Raw genomic sequence first — 20,401 nt, 5'->3', positions numbered from 1 at the left:
CGCGCGGGGTCGACCGAACGACCTCCGGGGCGGTCGGCTGCTGGCCGCCCCGCCGCCCTGGAGCCCCACCCCGAACGCTACAGCCATCAACCTCCTTTCACGTTAGAGTTGGGTCCGGGTGGGGCCACTGTCGCGGCACATCTGGATCGGAGGCACCCCATGGGTGATCGGCACATGCAGATCGGCGAGGTCGCGGAGCGCACCGGGCTCAGCGTCCGCACCATCCGCTTCTACGAGGAGAGCGGCCTGGCCACCCCCACGGCGCGCAGCAGCGGCGGCTTCCGGCTCTACACCGACCGCGACGTCGACCGTCTGATGGTGATCCGCCGGATGAAGCCGCTGGACTTCACGATCGAGGAGATCCGCGACGTGCTGCAGTTGCTGGACCGCCTGCGCCACCGGGAGCCGGGGACGACCACGCCACCGGACCCGGAGCTCGTCGAGCGCCTCGCCATGTACCGGGAACTGGCCGACCAGCGGGTCGCCACGCTGCACACCCAGTGGTCCTCCGCCGCGGCGTTCGCGACCAGCCTGCGCCTCGAGGTCGAGCAGGTGCACGCCCCCCAGGGCAGGCGGCGATGACCACCACGGCCACCCGTGCCACGGCGCCCCTTCCGGTGGCCGACCCGGCACCGGCAGACGGCGCCGCCGGTGAGGTGCTGGCGCAGGCCTCCCGGCGGCGGACGTTCGCGGTGATCAGCCACCCCGATGCGGGGAAGTCGACGTTGACCGAGGCCCTGGCGTTGCACGCGCGGGTGATCGGGCAGGCCGGTGCGGTGCACGGCAAGGCCGGGCGGCGGGGAACGGTGTCGGACTGGATGGACATGGAGAAGGCCCGCGGCATCTCCATCACGTCGGCGGCACTGCAGTTCGAGTACCGCGACGCGGTGGTCAACCTGCTGGACACCCCGGGGCACGCGGACTTCTCCGAGGACACCTACCGGGTGCTGACCGCCGTGGACGCCGCGGTGATGCTGATCGATGCCGCGAAGGGCCTGGAGGCCCAGACGATGAAGCTGTTCGCGGTGTGCCGGCACCGCGGCATCCCGGTGATCACCGTGGTCAACAAGTGGGACCGCCCCGGCAAGGACGCCCTGGAGCTGATGGACGAGGTCGCCCAGCGCACCGGCCTGGAGCCCACCCCGCTGACCTGGCCGGTCGGCATCTCCGGGGACTTCCGCGGCGTGCTGGACCGCCGCGACGGCACCTACCGCCGGTTCACCCGCACCGCCGGCGGAGCCACCATCGCCCCCGAGGAGACCCTGACCGCCGCCGCCGCCGAAGCCCGCGAGGGAATCGACTGGACCCGCGCCCAGGAGGAGGTGAACCTGCTGGGGGCCAGCGGCGCCGACCACGACCAGGAGACCTTCCTGGCCGGCTACAGCACCCCGGTGCTCTTCGCCTCGGCGATCTCCAACTTCGGCGTCGCGGCGTTGCTGGACACGCTCGTCGACCTGGCCCCCGCGCCGGCGGACCGGCCCGACGCCGAGGGCAGGCCGCGTGCGCTGACCGACCCGTTCAGCGCGTTCGTGTTCAAGGTGCAGTCCGGCATGGACGCCGCCCACCGCGACCGGCTCGCCTACATCCGGATCGCCTCCGGCGTCTTCGAGCGCGGCATGGTGGTCACCAACAGCACGACCGGACGCCCCTTCGCCACCAAGTACGCCCAGCACGTGTTCGGCCAGGAGCGGGAGAGCATCGACGTGGCCTACCCCGGCGACGTCGTCGGCCTGGTCAACGCCGCCGCCCTCGGCGTCGGGGACACGCTCTACGCGGCCGCCCCGGTCACCTACCCGCCGCTGTCCACCTTCGCCCCGGAGCACTTCGCCGTCGCCCGGGCGATGGACACCGGCCGGCACAAGCAGTTCCGGCGGGGCATCGACCAGTTGGAGTCCGAGGGGGTGGTGCAGGTCCTGCGCTCGGACCGCCGCGGCGACCAGGCGCCCGTGCTCGCCGTCGTCGGCCCGATGCAGTTCGAGGTGGCCACCCACCGGATGGAGCACGAGTTCCACTCCCCCGTCGCGCTGGAACCGCTGCCCTACACGGTCGCCGTGCGCACCGACGCCGCCTCTGCGGCTGCTGTCGGGGCAGCACGCGGCGTGGAGGTGCTGGCGCGCGGGAACGGTGAGCTGCTGGCACTGTTCCGGGACAAGTGGGACCTGCGCTCGCTCCAGCAGCGCAGCCCCGAGCTCGCCCTCGAACCGATGGTGGCCGCACAGCTCGACTGACTCCGCCACCGCGACACCCGTCCACGAGCAGCCGACGACGCCTGCCCTGTCTGCGCCCCAGACCCCTCACGAGCCGCAGACCCACCAGGAGAGGCACTCCCACGTCCCGCTCGGCTCCCGACCGCAACCCGCCCACGACCAGCAGCCCCCGAGGCGGCCCGCGAGGGCCCGAGGGGTTCTACGGCTGGCACATGGTGGGCTTCTCGGCGCTGGCCCTGGCGGCCACCGCGCCCGGTCAGACCGCGGCGATCTCCGCGTTCATCGACCCGATGACCGAGGAGCTGGGCATCAGCCGGTCGGCGATCTCCACCGCCTACCTCATCGGCACGCTCATCGGCGCTGCGGCGATGCCCCTGGTCGGGCGGGCGCTGGACCGGTTCGGCACCCGGGCCACCATGGCCGTGATCGGCGCGGTCTTCGGCACCGTACTGCTCGGTCTGGCCGCGGTCTCCGGCCTGGTCGGTCTGACCGCGGGCTTCGTCGGCGTGCGGATGGCCGGCCAGGGCGCCCTGGGCCTCACCGCGACGACCGCGGTCGCCGTCTGGTTCACCCGGCGCCGGGGGCTGGCTCTCGGCCTCGTCTCCGCGATCGGCGCAGCCTGCATCTCCCTGGCGCCGATCGGCCTGGAGGCGCTGATCTCCGCCACCAGCTGGCGGACCGCGTGGGTGGTCGAGGGCGTGGCCGTGTGGCTGATCGTCGTCCCGCTGGCGTTGTTCGGGGTGCGCGACGACCCGGCGTCCCTCGGCCAGCGCCCGGACGGCGAGCAGGTCACCGAGGAGACGCCACCGGCTGCACCGGTGGGCCGGACGCTCGGCGAGGCGGTCCGGACGCCGTTCTTCTGGGTGGTCGTCTCAGGGGTCGCCGTCTCGGGGATGCTCTCCACCGCCGTCGCCTTCCACCAGATCGACCTGCTCGGTGAGCGGGGCCTGAGCGCGGGTGCGGCCGCCGCGAACTTCCTCCCGCAGACGGTGGCCTCCCTGCTCGCCACGCTGGCCATCGGCGCCCTCGTCGACCGGGTCAGCAGCCGGTGGCTGACCAGCGCCTGCATGCTCACCCTCACCACCGGCCTGCTGTGGGGGACGACGGTCGACCCGGGCTGGTCGGCGATCGCGTTCGGGGTCCTCATCGGCGCCTCCGGTGGCGCGATCCGCACCCTGGAGGCGGGCGCCTTCCCGCGCTACTACGGCACCACCCACCTCGGCGCCATCCGCGGCGTCGTCGCGGCGGTGAGCGTGGGCTCCACCGCCTTCGGGCCGGTCGCCTTCGCGGTGGTGCACGACCTCACCGGCGGGTACGGCGCGGCGCTCCTCGGCGGCGCGGCCGTCCCGCTGTTCGTCGCGCTGGCAGCCCTGGTGCTCCCCACGCCGACGCTCCCCACGTCGTCGCTGCCCGCGCCGGAGGGCAGCCCTGCACCGCCGGTGGACGCCGCACCCACGGTGGACCCTCTCCCCCCGGTCGAGGACCCGCCGGACGTCCCCGAGGGCGCCGGGTGCACGCCCACCGTCGCGGGCCGGCCGCAGGCAGAGACGGGCTGACTGCGCGCCGCAGATCCCGGCCGACGATCTCTGTGACCAACCACCCGTCGTGGTGACCGAACAACTACCTCACGTCAGGGTTAGATTGTCCGGGGCGTTCGCACGGCGGAGCCCGCGCCCGGGTCCCTCGCAGCCCGGCCGGCCCCCTCCGCCGCCCCGCCCCGGTGCACCGTCGCACCACCCCTCGTAGGCACGCGCTCGCGCGGACTCCCCGCGCCTGACGGCGCACGACCCGAAGACGGTGGCATGTCCTCCTCGACCACGCTCTCCACACCGCGCCGGCCGGCCTGGCTCGCGCCGAAGGTGGCCCGCACCGAGGTGCTCGCCGGCCTCGTGGTGGCCCTGGCGCTGATCCCCGAGGCGATCAGCTTCTCCATCATCGCCGGCGTCGACCCCCGGGTCGGGCTCTTCGCCTCGTTCACGATGGCGGTGGTGATCGCCTTCACGGGTGGCCGTCCGGCGATGATCAGCGCCGCCACCGGGGCGATCGCGCTGGTCGTCGCCCCGCTGGTGCGTGACCACGGCTTGGAGTACCTGCTGGCCGCGGTCGTCCTCGGCGGGGTGTTCCAGGTGCTGCTGGGCCTGGCCGGCTTCGCCCGGTTGATGCGCTTCGTCCCGCGCAGCGTGATGATCGGCTTCGTCAACGCGCTGGCCATCCTGATCTTCACCGCCCAGCTGCCGTACCTGGTCGACGTGTCCTGGCTGGTCTACCCGATGGTGGCCGCGGGCCTGGCGATCATCTTCCTGCTCCCCCGGCTGAGCTCCGCCGTCCCTGCTCCGCTGGTGTCGATCGTGGTGCTCACCGGGCTGACCGTCGCGGTCGGCCTGACCGTCCCGAACGTGGGCGACCAGGGCGAGCTGCCCGACAGCCTGCCGTTCTTCGGCATCCCGGACCTGCCGTTCACCTGGGAGACGCTGAGCATCATCGCCCCCTACGCCCTCGGCGTGGCGTTCGTCGGGTTGATGGAGTCCCTGCTGACGGCCAAGCTGGTCGACGACCTGACCGACACCCACTCGGACAAGACCCGCGAGTCCTGGGGCCAGGGGGTGGCCAACATCGTCACGGGGTTCTTCGGCGGCATGGGCGGCTGCGCCATGATCGGCCAGACGATGATCAACATCCGGTCCGGTGCGCGAACCCGGCTGTCGACCTTCCTGTCCGGGGTGTTCCTGCTGATCCTGGTCGTCGTCCTCGGCGACGTCGTCGCGATCATCCCGATGGCCGCACTGGTGGCCGTGATGATCTTCGTGGCGATCGCCACCTTCGACTGGCACAGCCTGCGCACCATCCACCGGATGCCCCGCAGCGAGACGATCGTGATGCTCTCCACCGTCGCGGTCACCCTGTGGACCCACAACCTCGCCATCGGGGTCGGCACCGGCGTGCTCGTCGCCTGTGTGCTCTTCGCCCGCCGGGTCGCCCACCTCGTCGAGGTCACCAGCACGATGAGCCCGGACGGGACGACGCGCCACTACGCCGTCCACGGGGCCCTGTTCTTCGCCTCCAGCAACGACCTGTACCAGCAGTTCGACTACGCCGACGACCCCGCCCACGTGGTCATCGACCTGTCCGGCGCGCAGGTCTGGGACGCCTCGACCGTCGCCACGCTGGACGCGATCACCCACAAGTACGAGACGCGCGGCAAGAACGTGCAGATCGTGGGCCTGAACGAGCACTCGGCCGACCGCTTCGCGCGGCACACCGGCCAGCTCGCCGGGGGGCACTGAGGTGGGGCGCGGCGAGCTGATGCAGATCGGCCAGGTCGCCGAGCGGATCGGGCTGAGCCTGCGCACCATCCGGTTCTACGAGGAGAACGGGCTCGTCGTCCCCACGAGCCGGACCGAGGGGGGCTTCCGGCTCTACAGCGAGGCCGACGTCGCCCGCTTCGAGGTGATCAAGCGGATGAAGCCACTGGGCTTCTCGCTGGAGGAGATGCAGGAGCTGCTCACCCTGCTCCACGACCTGGAGCAGGCCACCGGTGACCGCGAGCAGCTGCTGGCCCGGCTGCAGGAGTTCCACGAGGCGGCGGTGGCCCGGGTGGCCGCGCTGCGCGACCAGCTGGCCGTCGCCGAGGGGTTCGCCGGCACGCTGGCCGACCGACTGGAGGCCCACGGCTAGGACGGGAGCCAGGTCACCCGACCCGGCTTTGCATGGTCATACATGCGAATGCATACTTGTGTCCATGTCCAAGGTGCTCACGTCCCTGCCCGTCGGCGAACGCGTCGGCATCGCCTTCTCCGGCGGCCTCGACACCTCGGTCGCGGTGGCCTGGATGCGCGACAAGGGCGCCGTCCCCTGCACCTACACCGCGGACATCGGCCAGGCCGACGAGCCCGACATCGGTTCGGTGCCCGGCCGGGCCAGCGCCTACGGTGCCGAGCTGGCCCGGCTCGTCGACTGCCGGTCCGCCCTGGTCGAGGAGGGGCTCGCGGCGCTGACCTGCGGGGCCTTCCACATCCGCTCCGGCGGCCGCAGCTACTTCAACACCACCCCGCTCGGCCGGGCGGTCACCGGCACGCTCCTGGTGCGGGCGATGCTGGCCGACGGCGTCCAGATCTGGGGCGACGGGTCGACCTACAAGGGCAACGACATCGAGCGGTTCTACCGCTACGGCCTGCTGGCCAACCCCTCGCTGCGGATTTACAAGCCGTGGCTGGACGCCGACTTCGTCACCGAGCTCGGCGGCCGCAAAGAGATGTCCGAGTGGCTGGTCGCACACGGCCTGCCCTACCGGGACAGCGCGGAGAAGGCCTACTCCACCGACGCCAACATCTGGGGCGCGACGCACGAGGCGAAGACCCTCGAGCACCTGGACACCGGCATCGAGACCGTCGAGCCGATCATGGGCGTGAAGTTCTGGGACCCGGCGGTCGAGATCCCCACCGAGGACGTCACGATCGGCTTCGAGTACGGCCGACCGGTGACGATCGACGGCAAGGAGTTCGCCACCCCGGTCGACCTGGTGCTGGAGGCCAACGCGATCGGTGGCCGGCACGGCCTGGGGATGTCCGACCAGATCGAGAACCGGATCATCGAGGCCAAGAGCCGCGGCATCTACGAGGCGCCGGGGATGGCCCTGCTGCACATCGCCTACGAGCGGCTGGTCAACGCCATCCACAACGAGGACACCCTGGCCAACTACCACAGCGAGGGCCGCCGGCTGGGCCGGCTGATGTACGAGGGCCGCTGGCTGGACCCGCAGGCGATGATGCTGCGCGAGTCGCTGCAGCGCTGGGTCGGCATGGCCGTCAGCGGCGAGGTCACCCTGCGGCTGCGGCGCGGCGAGGACTACTCGGTGCTGGACACCTCCGGGCCGGCCTTCAGCTACCACCCGGACAAGCTGTCCATGGAGCGCACCCAGGACTCCGCCTTCGGGCCGGTCGACCGGATCGGCCAGCTGACCATGCGCAACCTGGACATCGCCGACTCGCGCGCCAAGCTGGAGCAGTACGCCCGGATGGGCATGGTCGGCGGCGCCACCCCGACGTCCATCGGTGCGGCACAGGCCGCGGCGACCGGCCTGATCGACGCCAGCGTGCAGGGCGGCGCGGAGGCGATCGCCTCCCGCGGTCAGGTCTCCGAGCACGACGAGCTGCTGGACCGGGCGGCGATGGAGGCCGGCACCGACTGACCCGGCACCGACCGGTCCCGGGCGTCGTCCTGGCACACCCGGGTCAGGGACGGCGCCTGGGAGACTCGGGCCGTGCCCTCCCACCGCTGCCCGTGCGGAACCCCCCTGCCCTACGACGAGTGCTGCGGCCGGCTGCACGCGGGGGCGGCGACCGCGGCGACGCCCGAACAGCTGATGCGCTCCCGCTACAGCGCCTTCGCCGTCGGCGACGCCGGGTACCTGCTGAGCACCTGGCACTCCACCACCCGGCCCGACAGCCTCGAGCTCGACCCGGCGGTGCGCTGGACCGGGCTGGAGGTGCTGGCCGCGAGCGGCGGCGCCCTCCTGGCACCGGAGGGCACGGTGGAGTTCCGGGCCCACCACCGCACCGGCGGGGTGCCCGGGGTCCAGCACGAGCTGAGCCGGTTCGCCCGCCAGAACGGGCAGTGGCGGTACGTCGACGGGGTGTCGCTGGGCTGAGCTGGCGGATGCTCCACGTGGAACATCCGCCCCGACCGACGTCCCGGCGGCCGGCACTGCTTGGGTGGGTCCCGGCGACCCCACCCATCCCAGTCCCCCGGGAGGCCCCGATGCCGCACCTGCTGCACCTCGACTCGTCCGCCGATCCGCGCAGCTCAGCCTCCCGTGGGGTCACCGCCGCCTTCGTCCAGGGCTGGCAGGCCCGCGGCGCGGAGTTCACCGTGACCTCCCGGGACCTGCAGGCCGACCCACCGCCACACCTGCCCGACGCCGCCCTGCACTGGGCGCCCCGGCTGCGCACGGCCGAGGAGGTGGTCGACCCGGCCGCCGAGGCGCAGCAGCAGGTCTACCTGGACGAGCTGCTGGCCGCCGACGTCCTGCTGGTCGGCGCCCCGATGTACAACTGGTCGCTGCCGTCCACCCTCAAGGCCTGGGTCGACCACGTGCACGTGCTCGGCGCGACCGTGCCGTTCGGCGACTTCGAGGCCCGCCCGCTGGCCGGGCGGAACGCCGTCATCGTCTCCAGTCGGGGAGCGAGCTACGACGCCGGGGGCGAGCAGGCCAGCTGGGACCACACCGTGCCGCCCCTGGAGCTCGTGCTCGGGCGCTCGTTCGGCATGACCGTCTCGGTCATCACCCTGCAGCTGACCCTGGCCGACCGCGTCCCGGCGATGGCCGACCTGCGCGATCGCGCCGCCGCCGAGGCAGACGCCGCCCGCAGCTTCGCCCAGGAGCTGGCCGAGCGCCTCACCCCCTGAGCGGTCCTCCCGTGCGCGGCCGGCCGGGACGGGATTCGCCCGTCCGACGGGGGCACGCCAGGGACCGGTCACCCGCCGGACACCTCCACCGCTGACGCTGGCGGCGTCCGGGCCTCGTCCAGGGGCCTCCCGACACCCGAGGTGTCGCCCGTGACCGCAGCTGGGACCACAGCGTCGAGCACGCCCCTGCCGGTGTCCTGCCGCAGCTGCACCCCCCACCGCGTCGGCGTCCCCGGCGGCGACCGATGAGCTGGGTGCCGGTCTCCGGCTGCACGACAGCCTGCACGGCCGACCCGGTGCCGACCGTGGACGCCGCGACCCGGCGGCGCCGCTGGCTCCGACTGAGCGGTGCGCTGGCCGGGACCGGGGTCGCCGCTCTGCGTGCGCCGTGGACCGGCGCGCGGGGACGGCGACGGCTGGTCGTGTGCGCCGCGGCGAGGTTGCTCACCGCCGCCGGGGTGCGGGTCGAGGTCACCGCACCGGCGGTGGCCTGGCCGCGGGCAGGTGCCGGGCGCGGCCCGGGACACCTCGTGGTCGGGAACCACGTCTCCTGGATCGACGACCTGGCGATGCTGACCGTGGTGCCGGGGGTGCCCGTCGCCCGGCGCGCGGTGGGCGACTGGCCGGTCCTCGGCGGACTGGCCCGGCGGGCCGGCGTCGTGCTGGTCGACCGGGCACGCATCCGGGCGCTCCCCGGCACGGTCGCCCAGGTCGCCGGGCTGCTGCGGTCCGGCACGGCGGTGACCGTCCACCCCGAGGGGACGACGGCGTGCGGGGTCGAGCTCGGCCGCTTCCGCCCGGCGTTCTTCCAGGCCGCCGTGGACGCCGCCGCCCCGGTCTGCCCGGTCGCCGTCCGGTACCGGGTCCACGGGCAGGCCTCCACCGCGGTCGCCGGCTTCCTGGGCGACGAGCCGCTGTGGCGCAGCATCGCCCGGGTGGTCACCGTGCGCGGCCTCGTGGTGGAGGTGCACCTGCTGCCGGCGCTCGACCCGGCCGGCGCCGACCGCCGGGAACTCGCCGCGCTCGCCGAGTACGCCGTCGCAGCCGTCACCGAGGTCCGGCCACCCGTGGTGGCCGCCCACCCCCGGCGGCCCCGGGTGCCGGCCCGCCGGAAGCCGGTCCGCCGGCCCTCGGTCATCCCGACCCACCCCGGCGCAGCGCGCGTTGCCTGAGGAGGCGCTGCACGCGGTCCAGGACGTCGTCCGGTCGGAGCCGGTCGTGGCCCCGCCGCCGCCCGGCGGCGTGGGCATGCGGGTCGCCGTGGTCGCCGAGACGTTCCTGCCCGCGGTCAACGGCGTGGTCAACTCGGTCCTGCGACTGGTCGACCACCTCGCCGTCCGGGGCCACGACCCGGTGGTGGTCGCCCCCTCCGGCTCGGGCTACGAGTCCCGCTGCGGCGCCTGGGTGGAGGTCGCGACCGTGCCGTCGATGCGCCTGCCCGGCTACCGGCAGCTCTCCGTCGCACGCCCGGTCGGCGACCTGACCCGGGTGCTGGGCCGGCTGACCCCCGACGTCGTCCACCTCGCCTCCCCCGCCGTGCTCGGCCTGGCTGCTGCCCGGGCCGCGCGCACGCTGGGGGTCCCCTCGGTCGCCGTCTTCCAGACCGACCTGGCCGCCTACGCCGAGCGCTACCGGCTGCCCGGCGGCCCGGCGGCGGCCTGGCGGTACCTGCGCCAGGTGCACGAGACCGCCGACCTGACGCTGGCTCCTTCCACGGCCACGCTGGCGATGCTGGCCCGGCACGGGATCAGCCCGGTCAGGCTGTGGCCCCGGGGCGTCGACCTCGAGCAGTTCGCCCCCTGGCACTGCGACCCCCGCCTCCGCCACGAGCTGGCGCCGAACGGGGAGCTGCTGGTGGGCGTGGTCGCCCGGCTGGCGGTGGAGAAGCGACTGGAGCTGCTGGCGCCGCTCAGCGAGCTGCCCGGGGTCCGGCTGGTCGTGGCCGGCGACGGCCCGCAGCGCCGGCAGCTGGCCCGCCGGCTGCCGCGGGCCCACTTCCTCGGCCAGCTCGGCGGTGCGGGGCTCGGCGCCCTCGTCGCCTCGCTGGACCTCCTCGTGCACCCCGGGGCGGACGAGACGTTCTGCCAGGCGGTGCAGGAGGCCCTGGCCGCGGGCGTCCCAGCGCTCGTCGCCGCCTCGGGCGGTCCGCTGGACCTGGTGCGGCACGGGCAGAACGGCTGGCTCTGGGCCGGGGAGGACCCCCACCTGCTGGCCGCGATGGTCGCCGGGCTGCGGGACGACCGGGCCGCGCTCCGCGCCGCCGCGACACGGGCCCGACCCTCGGTGGAGGCGCGGACCTGGGGCCGGATCGGCGATCAGCTGATCGGCCACCTCCAGCACGTACGCACGACGGCCGGCGTCCACTGACCCCCGGAGCGGGCGGGCCGAGCCGCAGCCGGGCAGGATCGGCGCCAGCACCTGGTACGTGGCACCTGCACCCGGAGACCGGAGACGACGTGACCCACCAGATCCGCGACCGCGCCCCCGAGGGCACGAGCTCGCCCGTCCTCGACCTGTCCCGGTGGCGGCTCAACGCCCTGCCGGACACCCATTCCGACGAGGACTGGGACGACGACCGCGAGCTCTTCGACCCCGAGGGCAACCGGGTCGACACCTGGCGCGAGGGCTACCCGTACAGCGAGCGCATGGAGCGCCGGGAGTACGAGATCGTGAAGCGGCAGCTGCAGATCGAGCTGCTGAAGCTGCAGGGCTGGGTGAAGGGCACCGGCCAGAAGCTGGTGCTGGTGTTCGAGGGCCGCGACGCCGCCGGCAAGGGCGGCACCATCAAGCGGTTCACCGAGCACCTCAACCCGCGCGGGTCGACGGTGATCGCGCTGGACAAGCCGTCGGAGCGGGAGAAGACCCAGTGGTACTTCCAGCGCTACGTGCAGCACCTGCCCGCCGCCGGCGAGATGGTCATGTTCGACCGATCCTGGTACAACCGCGCCGGCGTCGAGCGGGTGATGGGCTACACGACGGCCGATGACTACCTGCTCTTCATGCGCCAGGCGCCGGAGTTCGAGCGGATGCTCGTCGAGAGCGACATCCAGCTGGTCAAGTTCTGGTTCTCGGTCACCCGCGGGGAGCAGCGCAGCCGGTTCATCGTGCGCCAGATCGACCCGGTGCGGCAGTGGAAGCTCTCCCCCACCGACCTGGCCTCGCTGGACAAGTGGGAGGCCTACACCGAGGCCAAGGAGGCGATGTTCCTGCACACCGACACCGGCCATGCCCCGTGGACGGTGATCAAGAGCAACGACAAGAAGCGTGCCCGGCTGGAGGCGATGCGGCACGTGCTGGCCCGGTTCGACTACACCGGCAAGGACCCGGCCGCCGTCGGCACGCCGGACCCGCTGATCGTGGGCTCGGCCGCAGAGGTCCTCGAGGAGGAGGCCGGCGCGCCGGTCATGCCCCGGCCCGGGGAGAGCCTGCCGCCCGAACACAGCTGACCGCGGCGGCGCCGGCAGGCGTCGCGCGCAGGTGGCGCCCCCTCCGGAACGGCAGGACGCCCGCCCCGGAGGATCGGGGCGGGCGTCGTGCTGGTCCTGGGTCGTGCAGCGGCGCGGGCGGGGCCCGCGCCTAGAAGCGCCTGGTCAGCGGTTCTTGTCGATGCCCTCGGTCTCGACCTGCTCCTTGCGGAGCGACTCGTCGACCTGGACGTTCTCGGTCACGGTGTCCTTCTCCAGGCGCACACGCTCGACCGGAACGGCCTCCTTCTCCACCACGGGGGTCGTGGAGGTGAGGGTGACCTCGTGCTCTTCTTCGCTGATGGCGGGGCCGTCCATGGCCTTGCCCGCGTTCGCCTCGGTGATGGGCTCCCGGGAGACCCGGACCTCCTCGTGGGTCACGGGGACGGTCTCGGACACGTTCTCGGTCACCACGTACTTGCGCAGACGGGCCTTGCGCTCGCCCTCGTTGCGGGTGCCGACCCGGAGCCGCTCCTCGGAGAGGGTCATCGCGTCGTCGGTGTTGGGGCCGGAGGTGTCGTGGCCGGCGGGGGTCGCGGTCTCGGTGGCGACCGGCGCAGCGGTCTCGGCCACGACCGGGGTCTCGGTGGCGACGGCGTTCTCGGTCATGTTGTAGTGCCGGTAGAGCTCGGTCTCCTCGGCCGGGGAGAGGTGGCCGTCGGAGTCGATGCGCGGGGCGTCCTTCACCGCGCTCTTGCTCACCGGGACACGCAGGCCGTCGCCGGTCAGGTCCGCGTCCCGGATCGGGACGAACGACTCCTTGGTGCCGAACATGCCCGTCTTCACGGTCACCCACTCGGGAGCACCCGACTGGTCGTCGAGGAACACCTCAGAGGCCGTACCGATCTTGTTGCCATCGGCGTCGATGACGTCTGCGCCGATGACGCGGTCGAGGGTCTCGGTGCCGATCATGTGTTCCGCTCCTTCGTTCGGGGGCGTGCTGTCTCGCTCTCTGCACTGCCCGCCAGGAGGCCGGCAAAACAGCGATCACCCGATCGATTCAGCGACGTGGTAGGGCGTGTCGCCGCCCCACCGCCGACCACGGGCGGCGTCTTCGCAGGTCGACGTCGGTTCCCCTGCGCGACGCACCACGGATCCGACACGCCGGAGGCCTGCGGGAACCGCACACACCGGGCGTGTCGCACCTCGATCGAGCGGTGAGCGCGCCGAGCATGGGCGGGTGCCTCCACGTTCGCCCTACGACAACCTGGTCCACCCGCGCACCCAGAAGAAGCCCTCGCCCCAGGTCGAGGCGCTCAAGGACGTCGTCGTCGAGGACCCCAGCAGCGGGTTCGTCGGCGCCGTCGTGCGGTGCGAGAAGGACGTCGTCCACCTCGAGGACCGGTTCGGCAAGGTGCGCGCCTACCCGCTCGGTCCCGGCTTCTGGGTCGACGGCCGCCCGGTCGTGCTGGTGCGGCCGAAGCAGAACGCGCCTTCCGGCCCGCAGCGCAGCGCGTCGGGCTCGACCTACGTGGTCGGCGCCCGCGCCCGGGTCGCCCGTGAGGGGCGGATCTACGTCGAGGGCAAGCACGACGCCGAGCTGGTGGAGAAGGTCTGGGGCCACGACCTGCGGATCGAGGGCGTCGTCGTGGAGCCGCTGCACGGAGTCGACGACCTGCCCGGCATCGTCAAGGAGTTCCGCCCGTCGTCGGGACGGCGGCTGGGCGTGCTCGTCGACCACCTGGTGACCGGCTCCAAGGAGTCCCGGATCGCCGCTCAGATCACCGGCGACCACGCGCTGGTCGTCGGCCACCCGTTCATCGACATCTGGCAGGCGGTGAAGCCCTCGGTGGTCGGCATCCAGGCCTGGCCGACGGTGCCCCGGGGTGAGGACTGGAAGACCGGCGTCTGCCGGCGGCTGGGCTGGGAGGACGACACCGGCTACGTCTGGGCGCAGCGCATCCTGGCCCGGGTGAAGGTGTGGACCGACCTGGAGCCGACGCTGATCGGCCGGGTCGAGGAGCTCATCGACTTCGTCACCACCGACTGAGACCAGGTCCGCCCTCTTGCGGGGGACCTTGCCGTCCGTCATTGTGTCAATCACTTGATTCAATGACTGATGGAGGACGTCGTGGCGCTGGTCCCCTTGCTCACCGTCCTGGCGCTGGCCGGGGCGGTTGCGCTCGCCGTGGGCATCGTGCGCCGGTCGCCGCCCAGTCGGGAGGCCTCCGTGGCCGCGGCCCGTCGGCACGCGCGGCTGGCCTCCGTGGCAGCCGTGGCGCTCGGGGCCGCCGCCGCCCTGGCCACCGCGGTCAGCGAGCTGGGGAACAGTGCGCCCGGGGGCCTGGGCGTCACGGGCCTGCTGGTGCCCATCGTCTTCGGTGTGGCGCACACCGTCGTCCTGGCCGCCGGTGAGCTGACCTGGCCCCGTCCGCAGGGCCAGGTGCGCCGGGCCCGGCTGGTCCGCCGGGGCCTGCTGGACGCCGCGCCCCGCTGGCTGGTCCGGACGGCGGCCGTCGCGATCGCACTGTCGGTTGCAGTGCTCGCCGGCGGCGCCCTCCTGGCTGACGAGAGCGGGCGGCGCATCACCCATGCGTCGATCCGGGCCGGCGACCCGGTCGTGTCGACGGCCAGCCCGTTCCCCGGCCACTTCTACGGTCGCCCCGCCGTCGTCGGCCTCCTCGTCCTCGCGGCCGTCACCGTTGCGGCGCTGTGGGTCGTCGCGAACCGGCCTGCCGTCGCCACCGAGGACGAGCGGATCGAGACCGCACTGCGCCGCGCATCGGCGTACCGGGTGCTCCGCGGAGCCGTCGCGGCCACCCTGGTCGCGATCGGGGGCCTGTTGCTGGTCGGCGGGATGGCGGTGTCCAACGTCGGCGCGCTGCCGTTGCCGGGGTGGGCCGGCGCCCTGCCCGGCCTGCTCACGATGCTCGCCGGCCTCGTCGTGCTGTGCATCCGCGCGCCCGGGGTGCCGGTGGACTCGCCGACCGTGCCGGCGCGCTGAGCGCCGTGGCCCTCCACCTCACCGTCGACGTGCGCGCGGCCACCCCGCCGTACGAGCAGATCCGCAGCCAGATCGCGACCTACGTGCACAGCGGGGTGCTCGCCGAGGGTGCCCGGTTGCCCACCATGCGGGCGCTCGCCGCCGACCTCGGGGTGGCCACCGGCACGGTGGCCCGGGCGTACGCCGAGCTGGAGGCCGCCGGGCTGGTGGCCAGCCGCCGGCGCACCGGCACCGTGGTCACCGGTGGGGCGGCGGTCCCCGCACCGGCGGAACAGCGGGTGCGTGCGCTGGCGGCCGAGCTGGCCCGCACCGCCCAGGAGGACGGCGTGGACCCTGAGGCCGTGCTCGCCGCCGTCCGGGCCGCCCTGCTCGCCGCCGCCCCCCGCTGAGCCTGTTCCTGCCGGCTCTGCCCGCGTTCCGAACACCGTGCATGGCCCCGGACAGGCCGACGGCCGCCGTCCCCGAAAGGACGACGGCCGCAGGCGAGGTGCTGGAACGGCCCCCTCGCAGGGTCCCGCCACGAGCTCGCGAGTGGTGGGGGGCGAGGGGGTCCTTCCTCAGCTGGGGATGTAGTTGAACTCGTCCGGGTTCGGGCCGTTGCGGCCGTCCGCGCGGTCGAGTCCGTCGATCTCCGCCATCTCTGCCTGGGAGAGCTCGAAGTCGAAGAGGTCGAAGTTCTGCTCGACCCGGCTGCGGGTGACCGACTTCGGGAAGATGATGTCGCCGCGCTGGACGTGCCACCGCAGCGCAGCCTGGGCTGCGGTCTTGCCGTGGCTCTCGCCGATCCGGTTGAGCACCTCGTCGTCGAGCACCTTGCCCTGCGCGATCGGGGCCCAGGCCTCGGTGCGGATCTCGTGGTCGGCGTTGAACGCCCGCACGTCGTTCTGCGCGAAGTACGGGTGCACCTCGATCTGGTTCACCACCGGGCGCACCTCGCTGTCGGCGAAGAGCTTGCGCAGGTGGTGCGGGTTGAAGTTCGAGACGCCGATCGACTTGGCCCGGCCGGAGCGGTAGATCTCCTCCATGGCCTTCCAGGTCTCGACGTAGTCGACCTCGATGCCCGGCAGCGGCCAGTGGATCAGGAACAGGTCCAGGTAGTCGAACTGCAGCTCCGCCAGCGTCTGGTCGAACGCCTTGAGCGCGTCCTCACGGGCGTGGAAGCCGTTGTTGAGCTTGGAGGTCACGAAGACCTCCTCGCGCGGGATGCCGGACTGCCGCACGGCCTCGCCGACCTCGGCCTCGTTGCCGTACATCTCGGCGGTGTCGATGTGCCGGTAGCCGACCTCGAGGGCCGTGCGAGTGGCCTCGACGGTGTCCTCGGGCTTGATCTGGAAGACGCCGAAGCCCAGCTGCGGGATCTGCACGCCGTTGTTCAGGGCGATCGTGGGCACGGTGGCCATGGGGGGTCCTCCAAGCGTCGAACGGATGGGGGCGGCGCGCGACCTGCTGGTGCGCGACCGGCCTGGCTCTCCTCTACCCCAGCCGCCGCCGGCTACCCGCGACAGATCTCACCGGCGGGCCGGGAATGCGGCTCAGACGACGGTGCGCGCCTCCCACAGGTCGGGGAAGACCACCCGTGCGGCGCTGCGCTCCAGCCAGGCCAGCCCGGCCGAACCGCCGCTGCCGGGCTTGGCGCCCATCGCCCGGCGGACGGCGGTGACGTGCCGCTGCCGCCAGGTGGTGAACACCTCGGCGACGTCGGTGAGCGCCTCGCCCAGGGTGAACAGCTCGTTGCCCGGCCGCGGGTCGGTGTAGACCTCGGCCCACAGCGCCGTGACCGCGGGATCGGGCTCGTGCGTCACCGTCCGGTCCCGCACCAGCACGGTCTCCGGCACCGGCAGGCCGCGGCGGGCCAGGTACGCCAGGACGTCGTCCTCCAGGGACGGCGCGGCGAGTGCGCGCTGGAGGTCCGCGTGCACCACCGGCAGCCCGCGGTGCGGCCGGACGACGGACTCCGCCTTGAGCCCGAGCAGGAACTCCACGTGCCGGTACTCGTAGGACTGGAAGCCCGACGCCTCACCCAGCTGGTCACGGAAGCCGTTGAACTCCGCGGGGGTCAGCCAGAGCAGCGAGCCCCAGCTGGCGTCCAGCGACCGCAGGTGGTGCACCGACCGGCGGATCGAGCCGATCGCGGCGTCCAGGTCGTCGTCCCGCAGCTGCCGCTGGGCCAGCTCCCACTCCCGGCGCAGCAGCGTGAACCACAGCTCCATCACCTGGGTGACCACCAGGAACGCGGGCTCGGCCGGGTGCTCGGTCACCGGCCGGACCAGCGCCTGCAGCTGGCGCACGCCCACGTACTGCTCGTACGGGGTCGCCTCGGCGAACTCGACGGTGGGCTGGCCGGCGTTGCCGACGGCCCGGGCGGCCCGGGTGCCGGCGTCCAGTGGGGCCGGGCGGCTGGGGGACTGTCGCGTGGTCACCGCGACAGTCTCCCGCCTCAGCTCAGCTGTGCGGCCACCATCGGCTCCAGCGTCAGCTCCGGGCTGCGCTGCTGGAGCGAGCGCAGGTCCCACTTGTCCATGAACAGCGCCAGCAGCTCGCCGTCCTCACGCTCGAAGACCTCGACCCCGCGGGCCGCGGCGACCGCCGGGGCGGAGGCGGCGTCGGTGCGCACCGCGACCTGGTACGGCAGGTGGTCCAGCTCGACCGGCGCGCCGAACTCCTGGGCCATCCGGTGCGCGGCCACCTCGAACTGCATGGGGCCGACGACGGCCAGCACGGGGGCCTGGTCGCCGCGGCGGTCCGAGCGCAGCACCTGGGCCACGCCCTCGGAACCGAGCTGACCGACGCCGCGGCGGAACTGCTTGAACTTGGCGGTGTCCTTGCCGCGCATCACCGCGAAGTGCTCCGGGGCGAAGGTGGTCAGCGGCGGGAAGGTGACCTTCGTGCCGGCGTACAGGGTGTCACCGACGTGCAGCGCGTTCGCGTTGACCAGGCCGACGACGTCGCCGGGGTAGGCGGTGTCGACGCTCTCCCGCTCGCGGCCGAACACGTGCTGGGCGTACTTGGTGGCGAACGGCCGGCCGGTGGTGGCGTGGGTGACCACCATGCCCCGCTCGAACACCCCGGAGGCGATCCGGATGTAGGCCAGCCGGTCGCGGTGGGCGGCGTCCATGCCCGACTGCACCTTGAACACGAACGCGCTGAACGACGCCTCGACGGGTCGCAGGGCACCGTCGGCATCGGGCCGCGGGGCGGGCGCGGGCGCCAGGTCGACCAGCACGTCCAGCAGCGCACCGACACCGAAGTTCGAGACCGCGGACGCGAAGATGACCGGCGTCGTCTCACCGTCCAGGAACCGCTGCTGGTCGTGGTCGGCCTCGGTGGCGTCCAGCAGCTCGTTCTCCTCGACCGCCCTGGTCCAGTCGATTCCCTCGCGGGCTTCGGCGGCGGCGGCGGTCAGGGTCTCCTCGGGGGCGATGGTGGCTCCGCCGGCGGTGCGGGTGAACCGGCGGTAGGTGCCGTCGCGGCGGTCCAGCACGCCGCGGAAGTCCCCGGAGATGCCCACCGGCCAGGTCAGCGGGGTGGGCTCCAGGCCGGTGCGCTGGGCGACCTCGTCCATCAGCTCCAGGGCGTCCTTGCCCGGCCGGTCCCACTTGTTGACCACGGTGATCACCGGGATGCCGCGGTGCCGGCACACCGCGAACAGCTTCATCGTCTGGGCCTCCAGGCCCTTCGCGGCATCGATCAGCATCACCGCGGCGTCCACCGCGGTCAGCACCCGGTAGGTGTCCTCGGAGAAGTCCGCGTGCCCCGGGGTGTCCAGCAGGTTCACCACCGCGTCGCGGTACTCGAACTGCAGTGCCGCCGACGTGATGGAGATGCCGCGGGCCTTCTCCATGTCCATCCAGTCCGACACCGTGCCCCGCCGCCCGGCCTTGCCGTGCACCGCACCGGCCTGCCCGATCACCCGCGCGTGCAACGCCAGGGCCTCGGTCAACGTCGACTTCCCCGCATCGGGGTGGCTGATCACCGCGAACGTCCGCCGCCGGGAGGCCTGCGCCAGCACCTCACCGGTCGCGGCGTCGGGACGGAGCTCCGTGCTCGGGACGGTGCTCATCGTGGTGCCGGGTCTCCTCGGGTGGCGCGGACGGTCTGTCCAATGTACGGCGGCGGGCCAGCGGGTGTGGTCAGTGCGAGGTGGCCGGTGCCACCTCGGCGAACACCTGGTCCGGACGGCGGAGCACCGCCCACGCGGCCACCCCGAGCACCCCGGTGAGCGCGGCGCCCAGGGCCGGGACGGCGAAGGCCGCCTCCGCCCCCCACCGGTCGACCGCCGTGCCGGCCAGCGCGGAGCCGGCGGTGACCCCCACGGTGAGGCCGGTCGAGGTCCAGGTCAGGCTCTCGGTGAGCGCCGCCCGGGGCACCCGGGACTCCACCAGCGACATCCCGGCGACCAGCACCGGGGCGATCGTGAGGCCGGCCAGGAACGCCAGCGCGATCAGCAGCGTCAGGGAGCTGACCAGGTAGAGCGTCTGGGCGGCGACGGCGAACAGCAGCGCGCAGCCGAGGAACCGGGTGACCAGCGTGCCGGGCAGCCGGGCCACGCCGTAGACGAGCCCGGCGACCAGGCTGCCCGCGGCGTACGCCGACAGCGCCACCCCGGCCATCGCCGGCCGGCCCTCCGCGTCGGCGAAGCCGACGACGACGACGTCCATCGCGCCGAAGACCGTGCCCATCGCCAGGTAGGTGACGGCGACGGCGACCAGCCCGGCGGTGAGCACCCGGATCCGCACGTGCCGCTGCCCGGCCACCCGGGGGGCGACCGGCGGCGCGGTCGCCTCCAGCCGGGACATCACCAGGCCGCCGATGACGCCGATCAGCAGCCCGGTCACGAAGCCGGCGGGCGGGGAGACCAGCGCGGCCAGGAAGGTGACCAGCGGCGGCGCGGTGACGAACACGATCTCGTCGGCGACCGACTCGAAGGCGAAGGCGGTCTGCCGCTGGGCCGGGTCGTCCAGCGCGTGCGCCCAGCGACTGCGCACCACCGAGCCGATGCTGGTGCCGCTCGCCCCGCTCAGCACGGCGAGGGCGAACCACGTCCAGACCGGGGCACCGGCCAGCACCACCGCGACGAACGACAGCCCCAGCACGAGGTAGGCCAGCGCCGTCCAGCGGAGCACGAGGCTCTGCCCGTAGCGGTCCATCACCCGGGCCCACTGCGGGCTGGCCACGGCGAAGGCGAGCGACAGCGTGCCGGCGACGGCACCGGCGAGGGCGTAGCTTCCCGACTCCGCCTGGACGAGCAGCACCGAGCCGAGGCCCACGGTGGCCATCGGCACGCGGGCGAACCAGCCGGCGAGGGAGAAGGCCCGGGCGCCGGGGACGGTGAACAGCCGGGCGTAGGGACTGAAGACGGTGCGGGGAGACACAGCTGCTTC

The 20,401-nt window shown here is 73.3% G+C and carries 19 protein-coding genes; 14 read left to right on the top strand and 5 right to left on the bottom strand.

The window, feature by feature from the left end; translation table 11 throughout:
• Window positions 1–159 precede the first annotated feature (159 nt).
• From O2W18_RS12290 to ppk2, 11 genes are all read left to right on the top strand, one after another.
• Complete coding sequence (locus O2W18_RS12290; protein ID WP_269187811.1) at window positions 160–582, top strand: MerR family transcriptional regulator; 423 nt, start codon at window positions 160–162, stop codon at window positions 580–582.
• The gene (locus tag O2W18_RS12285) at window positions 579–2,228 is read left to right on the top strand and encodes a peptide chain release factor 3 (protein ID WP_269187810.1); all 1,650 of its coding nucleotides are present in this window, start codon (window positions 579–581) and stop codon (window positions 2,226–2,228) included. The genes O2W18_RS12290 and O2W18_RS12285 overlap by 4 nt, the downstream gene beginning before the upstream one ends.
• Before the next feature lie 191 nt (window positions 2,229–2,419).
• Window positions 2,420–3,763 carry an MFS transporter gene (locus O2W18_RS12280; protein ID WP_269187809.1) on the top strand — a complete coding sequence of 448 codons (1,344 nt, stop codon included), beginning with the start codon at window positions 2,420–2,422 and terminating at the stop codon, window positions 3,761–3,763.
• A gap of 246 nt (window positions 3,764–4,009) precedes the next feature.
• Complete coding sequence (locus O2W18_RS12275) at window positions 4,010–5,491, top strand: SulP family inorganic anion transporter (protein WP_269187808.1); 1,482 nt, start codon at window positions 4,010–4,012, stop codon at window positions 5,489–5,491.
• Window positions 5,492–5,510: 19 nt separating this feature from the next.
• Window positions 5,511–5,882: a MerR family transcriptional regulator gene (locus O2W18_RS12270; protein WP_269187807.1), complete on the top strand. Its 372-nt coding sequence runs from the start codon at window positions 5,511–5,513 to the stop codon at window positions 5,880–5,882.
• 64 nt (window positions 5,883–5,946) lie between these two features.
• Complete coding sequence (gene argG / locus O2W18_RS12265; RefSeq protein ID WP_269187806.1) at window positions 5,947–7,395, top strand: argininosuccinate synthase; 1,449 nt, start codon at window positions 5,947–5,949, stop codon at window positions 7,393–7,395.
• 72 nt (window positions 7,396–7,467) lie between these two features.
• Window positions 7,468–7,854: a YchJ family protein gene (locus O2W18_RS12260; RefSeq protein WP_269187805.1), complete on the top strand. Its 387-nt coding sequence runs from the start codon at window positions 7,468–7,470 to the stop codon at window positions 7,852–7,854.
• Window positions 7,855–7,964: 110 nt separating this feature from the next.
• A complete protein-coding gene (locus O2W18_RS12255; RefSeq protein WP_269187804.1) occupies window positions 7,965–8,612 on the top strand; it encodes an FMN-dependent NADH-azoreductase in 648 nt (215 codons plus the stop codon).
• 305 nt (window positions 8,613–8,917) lie between these two features.
• On the top strand, window positions 8,918–9,784 hold the full coding sequence (locus O2W18_RS12250; protein ID WP_269187803.1) for a lysophospholipid acyltransferase family protein: 867 nt from the start codon (window positions 8,918–8,920) through the stop codon (window positions 9,782–9,784).
• Entirely contained in the window at window positions 9,777–10,979 is a 1,203-nt protein-coding gene (locus tag O2W18_RS12245) for a glycosyltransferase family 4 protein (protein ID WP_269187802.1), read from the top strand. Before O2W18_RS12250 ends, O2W18_RS12245 begins: the two co-directional genes overlap by 8 nt.
• 89 nt (window positions 10,980–11,068) lie before the next feature.
• Window positions 11,069–12,058 carry a polyphosphate kinase 2 gene (gene ppk2, locus O2W18_RS12240; protein ID WP_269187801.1) on the top strand — a complete coding sequence of 330 codons (990 nt, stop codon included), beginning with the start codon at window positions 11,069–11,071 and terminating at the stop codon, window positions 12,056–12,058.
• A gap of 144 nt (window positions 12,059–12,202) precedes the next feature.
• Here the strand turns inward: ppk2 and O2W18_RS12235 are convergent, their stop codons facing one another.
• Complete coding sequence (locus tag O2W18_RS12235) at window positions 12,203–12,988, bottom strand: PRC and DUF2382 domain-containing protein (protein WP_269187800.1); 786 nt, start codon at window positions 12,986–12,988, stop codon at window positions 12,203–12,205.
• Window positions 12,989–13,256: 268 nt separating this feature from the next.
• On the opposite strand from O2W18_RS12235, the gene O2W18_RS12230 reads away from it, so the two are divergent.
• The 3 genes from O2W18_RS12230 to O2W18_RS12220 all read left to right on the top strand — a co-directional run bounded on the left by O2W18_RS12230 (window position 13,257) and on the right by O2W18_RS12220 (window position 15,409).
• Entirely contained in the window at window positions 13,257–14,066 is an 810-nt protein-coding gene (locus tag O2W18_RS12230) for a DUF3097 domain-containing protein (protein WP_269170081.1), read from the top strand.
• An 81-nt stretch (window positions 14,067–14,147) separates the two neighbouring features.
• Window positions 14,148–15,020 (top strand): hypothetical protein, encoded by an 873-nt coding sequence (locus tag O2W18_RS12225; RefSeq protein WP_269187799.1) that lies wholly within the window; start codon window positions 14,148–14,150, stop codon window positions 15,018–15,020.
• Window positions 15,021–15,025: 5 nt separating this feature from the next.
• Window positions 15,026–15,409: a GntR family transcriptional regulator gene (locus O2W18_RS12220; RefSeq protein WP_269187798.1), complete on the top strand. Its 384-nt coding sequence runs from the start codon at window positions 15,026–15,028 to the stop codon at window positions 15,407–15,409.
• A gap of 168 nt (window positions 15,410–15,577) precedes the next feature.
• Here O2W18_RS12220 and O2W18_RS12215 read toward each other — a convergent pair whose 3' ends face one another.
• The 4 genes from O2W18_RS12215 to O2W18_RS12200 all read right to left on the bottom strand — a co-directional run bounded on the left by O2W18_RS12215 (window position 15,578) and on the right by O2W18_RS12200 (window position 20,392).
• Window positions 15,578–16,420: an aldo/keto reductase gene (locus O2W18_RS12215; RefSeq protein ID WP_269187797.1), complete on the bottom strand. Its 843-nt coding sequence runs from the start codon at window positions 16,418–16,420 to the stop codon at window positions 15,578–15,580.
• Between the two features lie 132 nt (window positions 16,421–16,552).
• Window positions 16,553–17,440 carry a tryptophan 2,3-dioxygenase gene (locus O2W18_RS12210; RefSeq protein ID WP_269187796.1) on the bottom strand — a complete coding sequence of 296 codons (888 nt, stop codon included), beginning with the start codon at window positions 17,438–17,440 and terminating at the stop codon, window positions 16,553–16,555.
• A gap of 17 nt (window positions 17,441–17,457) precedes the next feature.
• Window positions 17,458–19,080: a peptide chain release factor 3 gene (locus tag O2W18_RS12205; RefSeq protein ID WP_269187795.1), complete on the bottom strand. Its 1,623-nt coding sequence runs from the start codon at window positions 19,078–19,080 to the stop codon at window positions 17,458–17,460.
• A 70-nt stretch (window positions 19,081–19,150) separates the two neighbouring features.
• The gene (locus tag O2W18_RS12200) at window positions 19,151–20,392 is read right to left on the bottom strand and encodes an MFS transporter (protein ID WP_269187794.1); all 1,242 of its coding nucleotides are present in this window, start codon (window positions 20,390–20,392) and stop codon (window positions 19,151–19,153) included.
• Between the last annotated feature and the right edge of the window lie 9 nt (window positions 20,393–20,401).

Source organism: Modestobacter sp. VKM Ac-2983, from assembly GCF_026967885.1.
Lineage (GTDB): Bacteria > Actinomycetota > Actinomycetes > Mycobacteriales > Geodermatophilaceae > Modestobacter.
Note: the sequence above shows the minus strand (reverse complement) of the source record. Positions and strands in the feature narration are given on the sequence as shown.